Source organism: Flavobacteriales bacterium (assembly GCA_013001705.1).
Lineage (GTDB): Bacteria > Bacteroidota > Bacteroidia > Flavobacteriales_D > JABDKJ01 > JABDLZ01.
Map to the genome: position 1 here is coordinate 1 of JABDLZ010000294.1, position 4,740 is coordinate 4,740.

Consider the following 4,740-nt stretch of genomic DNA (forward strand, 5'->3'; position numbering starts at 1 on the left):
GACCTCGACAGGGCCGATAAACAACAGATGCTTCAGGTCAAGGCCCGTCAATCGATCAATTCATGGGAGACCACGCTGGAGCAATTCCGACTCTATTCACGCACCGTGCAGGACTATGCCGGACTTCTGGCCGGTGAGCGACAGCTTTTCGAATCCGGTGAGAGTTCCTTATTCTTGGTCAACAGAAGGGAATTGGGATACATCTCGGCCCAGATCAAACGGAATGAGATTCTTACCAAGAATCGCATGGCCAGTTTGAAGACCGAGTATCAACTAGGTATATTGAGTACGAATTTCATTGAATCACCATGAGCATGCCTATGAAACACATTCTCCTCTCAATCTGTCTCTTGATCGCTACCTCCATGACTGGGCAATTCATTACTCAGACCCAATCCCCTCGTCTGACCGCCATCCAGATCATCCAAGAGGCTGATAACCTGTTGCGCACAGGGCGTACACAGGAAGCGCTCTTGGCCTATACCAGTGCCATCAATATGGACTACAGCTTTGCCGAGGCCTATATGAAAAGAGCACGGCTTTATCAACTGCTCGGTCAGACGTACGAGGCCATGAAAGACTATGACCGCGCCTTGGAGCTCAATCCTTACAGTGAGTATGTATTCGACCAAAGGGCCAAACTACGGATGATGGCCATGGACTATAAAGGCGCACTCGAGGATCTGGACCAGGCCATCGCTATTGCACCTGAGAATAATGAGATCCGGGCGGTACGGGTGGATGACTATATGGCATTGGGAGAATACGAGAGCGCCCTGGCCGATATAGACACCTTGATAGCCCGTGGATTCCAAGTGGAGCATGAGTATGAGAAGCAGGCCCTCATCCGATTCCTCCAAGGAGACTATATCGATGCCGAGCAGAGCATAGAGATGGCCCTAGAGGTCAATCCCTACTCCTCCATTGCACATGATGTGCAGGGATTGATCCATTTGAAACGACAGGACTACGAGCAGGCCATTGCCGCTTTCACCCGGGCCATCACATTCAATGCCCAGTTCGCCTTGGCCTACTACAACCGGGCCGTAGCCTATCACTATGCCGGGGATCGGGACAAGGCCATAGCTGATCTGAACAGCGCCATGGAGATACGCAAGGAATTACCCAATGTCTACTTCGCACGGGCCATCATCAAAAAGGAGATGGGAGATATGGAGGGGGCCCTGGAGGATTATGAGCAGGCCCATCTGGCAGATAGCAGCTTTACTCAGGCTCTCTATAACCGGGCCTACACCTATCAGCTCATGGGAGACTATTCCAATGCCATGCGGGATGCCCAGCAGATCATCGCACAGGATGACGATTCGGCCGAGTACTGGAATTTAAAGGGAAATATCCATCTGCTTTTCGGGGAATACAATGAGGCCATCGAGGCCTATACCACAGCACTGCGTAACGATATGGACTATATGGAATCCCGATACAACCGCGGAATGGCCTACATCATGAGCTATCGACCCATTCAAGGGTGCATCGACTTGGAGATCAGCCTGGAGAATGGCTATGAGAAGGCCAAGGATGCCATTCGGTATTTCTGTGGGTATTGAGAAAAAGAAAGGCGACCCACAGGTCGCCTTTTTCAATGCTTTATATCCACTTGATCACTTCTCAGGAGGCATGGTGCCAAATACCTTGTCCCAGAACATGGTACTCACACCAAAGGCCTTGTCTTCATACTGATAGTGATGCCGGGCATGATGGATCATACGCGACTTGAGCCATTTGGGAGGATTGCTCGTGTGTACCTGGTAGTGTACGAAGATGTATCCGAGATATCCCGTAATGAGCCCCGCGATAAAGGAGAAGGCAGTTTCCCCACCGATGAGGTAGGCCAGACCCAATAAGAAGGCTGCAAACAGCGTCCATACCAAGGGCGGCATGATCAATCGCTCCTTGTCCTGCGGATATTCGTGATGGATACCGTGATAGCGTTCTGCGAAACGCTTCATACGTTCACTTCCGCTATCATCGATGTGATAGAGATAGCGGTGTACGATGTACTCGAAGAAGGTGAAGAAGACGATCCCCCACACGTACATACCCAATACGGTCAGCCAATGGATCTGATGATAGAATAAATTGACCGCCACCATTCCCAATACCACAGCAGGGTAATAGGTATAGGCGACTACAGCTGAGGTCTTGGACAGGGCTTCGAGGATGTCGTTCTCGAACATCCTTCCTTGACCGGGCTGGGGTTTGTGGGTAACTGCCATAAATTGGTGTTCTTAGCGAGAACAAATCTACAGAAAACAACGTTTTCGCACATCAAATTGTCATCTGTTCAATTAGTCCATAAAAGGTCAGTAGTATATGGAGAATCTAAAAAAGGCCACCCTGGGTGCAGGATGCTTCTGGTGTATAGAGGCCATCTTCAAAGAGATGAAAGGAGTTTTCCAGGTCATGCCCGGATATACAGGGGGCCACATCAAGAATCCAGAGTACCGTGAAGTGTGCACCGGGCGCACCGGTCATGCTGAAGTGGCCCAGATCAGCTATGATCCCGAGGTCACCAGTTTCGAAGAGATCTTGGAAGTATTCTTTGCCACTCATGACCCCACTACCCTCAACCGACAAGGAAATGATGTGGGTACCCAGTATAGGTCGGAGATATTTGCGCATGATGAGGAGCAATATCGGATCGCGGAGCAGGCCATCCAAGCAGCCGATGAATCAGGCACCTGGTCGGACCCCGTGGTCACTCAGGTTTCTATGATCAAGGACTTCTATCCCGCTGAGGATTACCACAAGAACTACTATGCCCTCAACTCGGAGCAGGGCTATTGCCAGTATGTCATCCGGCCCAAGCTGGAAAAATTCAAGAAGCGCTTTGCCGACCGTCTGAAGACTTGAATCGGTTGCAGACAAGGTCTACTTCTTATCCTTCTTTTTCTTCCAAGTCGCATAATCGCTGCTTACCGAACGCTTGAATACAGGCGCTTGACGCAGAGGTTTGCAGGCTTTCAACGTCTCATGGAGTTCTTTCGGCAGACGTTGATAGAGGGCCGTGCCTTGGCTTTTCCATTCCAGCATCTCATCGGTGACATCCTTAATGACCTTGGCCGGATTACCCACCACGATCTTGCGATCAGGGATGACCATGCCATCCGGCACGAAACAGAGTGCACCCACGATACTCCCAGCACCAACTATCGCATCATCCATCACCACGGCATTCATCCCTATCAAACAGTTCTCCATGAGCGTTGCGCCATGTACGATAGCTCCATGCCCCACATGGGCTCGCGGATGTAGTCTGACCGTGGTGCCAGGAAACATATGGATGGTGCAGTTCTCCTGAACATTACATCCATCCTCGATGATGATCTCGCCCCAGTCTCCGCGTATGGCTGCTCCCGGACCGATATAGACATCTTTCCCGATGCTCACATTACCCGTCACTACAGCCTGAGGATGCACATAGGCCGACTCATGCACGACCGGGCGGAAACCGTTGAATTCGTATGTCATTTTCTGTATTTATCGTGTCGTCCGATGCCCTTGGAGATGAGCTCGATGGACTGCTCGAGTCGTTTCTGTTTGGTGGCTTCGCGTTTGGCTTCTTCTATCCACTCCGTGAATTCACGCTTTTTGCTGAGAGAGAAGGCTTCGAACTTCTCTTTGAGTGAGGGATTCTTGTTTAAAGCGTCTTCCAGTAGGGCAGGGATGGTCAAGGGTTTTTTCTTGCCAGACCCGGGTACTCTGATGTCCTTCTCATTGAGCAACATGGCCTCTTTGACAAATCCTCTTAGAAGCTTCTCATCGATGTCCTCTACACCTTCGAAGGTGAGGCTTCTCAATCCTTTGGTGTCTTTCTGTGCTTGTCGGAATCGATTCTCCGGGTCGTTGAGTAAGGCACCCTTGAAGAACCAGGTCCCTGCATAGCTCTTGAAGGCTGCAATGCTGCATACAAGCCCGTGATGTGAATAGCATGGTGCACCCCATTTAACCTCCTCCACCAGCCCTTCTGAGAGGAAGATCTCCCGTAAACGCTCACATATGGGTCTAAAGTCATCGGAGACCTTGGCGATGTACGCATCTACTTTCACCTGGGCATCTGAATCTTTCTTCATACTGTCTTCTGATTGGAATTTGAAAGGTATCGAATCCCTATCTTCCGCAGAATAAGGAAACATAAAAAATGGAAAATTACAGACCGCAATTCAAGAACCCATTCGGCAAGCTGGGAGCCCTGGCATTCCCGCTCATCATACTTGGCGTATTCATCATCATGCGCTCCAGCCAATCGGTAGAGGCCGGTCATGCGCGGGTGGTATATAAGACCTTCCAAGGTGGGGTAGACCCTGATTCCCCTGTATTGGAGCAAGGATTCCGTCTCATTGCACCTTGGAATAGCACGATAGACTACGAGATCAGGAAACAGGAAGTGACCAATAAGATGACCGTGCTCTCCTCCAACCTACTGGACATCGTACTGGATGTCACCATATTCTTTCGTCCGGATGACCGTGGGCTGGGAGAACTGGAGCTCATATGGGGCCGGAACTATGCAGATAAGATGATCCTACCTTCGATGCGCTCGGTGACACGAGAGGTCATTGCGAAATATCTCCCCGAAGAGATCAATACATCCAAACGGGAATTGATCCAGGCCGAGATCGAGTCGCAGATGACCGAGAAGCTACAGGACAACAACGTGATATTGGAAGATGTGCTCATCCGAAATATCGAGCTCCCGGCCAAATTGAGGGCTTCGAT

General features: G+C 50.4%; 7 protein-coding genes. 4 read left to right on the forward strand and 3 right to left on the reverse strand.

Annotated features, from left to right (window positions below; translation table 11 throughout):
- Window positions 1–312 (forward strand): TolC family protein (locus HKN79_11850; GenBank protein NNC84260.1); only part of this gene is annotated, 312 nt, incomplete at its 5' end.
- Between the two features lie 8 nt (window positions 313–320).
- The gene (locus tag HKN79_11855; protein NNC84261.1) at window positions 321–1,568 is read left to right on the forward strand and encodes a tetratricopeptide repeat protein; all 1,248 of its coding nucleotides are present in this window, start codon (window positions 321–323) and stop codon (window positions 1,566–1,568) included.
- Between the two features lie 54 nt (window positions 1,569–1,622).
- Here the strand turns inward: HKN79_11855 and HKN79_11860 are convergent, their stop codons facing one another.
- Window positions 1,623–2,237: a fatty acid hydroxylase gene (locus tag HKN79_11860; GenBank protein NNC84262.1), complete on the reverse strand. Its 615-nt coding sequence runs from the start codon at window positions 2,235–2,237 to the stop codon at window positions 1,623–1,625.
- Window positions 2,238–2,334: 97 nt separating this feature from the next.
- On the opposite strand from HKN79_11860, the gene msrA reads away from it, so the two are divergent.
- A complete protein-coding gene (msrA, locus tag HKN79_11865; protein NNC84263.1) occupies window positions 2,335–2,874 on the forward strand; it encodes a peptide-methionine (S)-S-oxide reductase MsrA in 540 nt (179 codons plus the stop codon).
- 18 nt (window positions 2,875–2,892) lie between these two features.
- On the opposite strand, the gene HKN79_11870 is transcribed toward msrA, so the two are convergent.
- Together HKN79_11870 and HKN79_11875 are read right to left on the reverse strand one after the other, a co-directional pair.
- Window positions 2,893–3,492, reverse strand: a complete 600-nt coding sequence (locus HKN79_11870) for a transferase hexapeptide repeat family protein (protein NNC84264.1) — start codon at window positions 3,490–3,492, stop codon at window positions 2,893–2,895.
- Window positions 3,489–4,094 (reverse strand): hypothetical protein, encoded by a 606-nt coding sequence (locus HKN79_11875; GenBank protein ID NNC84265.1) that lies wholly within the window; start codon window positions 4,092–4,094, stop codon window positions 3,489–3,491. The genes HKN79_11870 and HKN79_11875 overlap by 4 nt, the downstream gene beginning before the upstream one ends.
- Window positions 4,095–4,162: 68 nt before the next feature.
- On the opposite strand from HKN79_11875, the gene HKN79_11880 reads away from it, so the two are divergent.
- A partial coding sequence (locus HKN79_11880) for a prohibitin family protein (GenBank protein NNC84266.1) occupies window positions 4,163–4,740 on the forward strand: 578 nt, incomplete at its 3' end.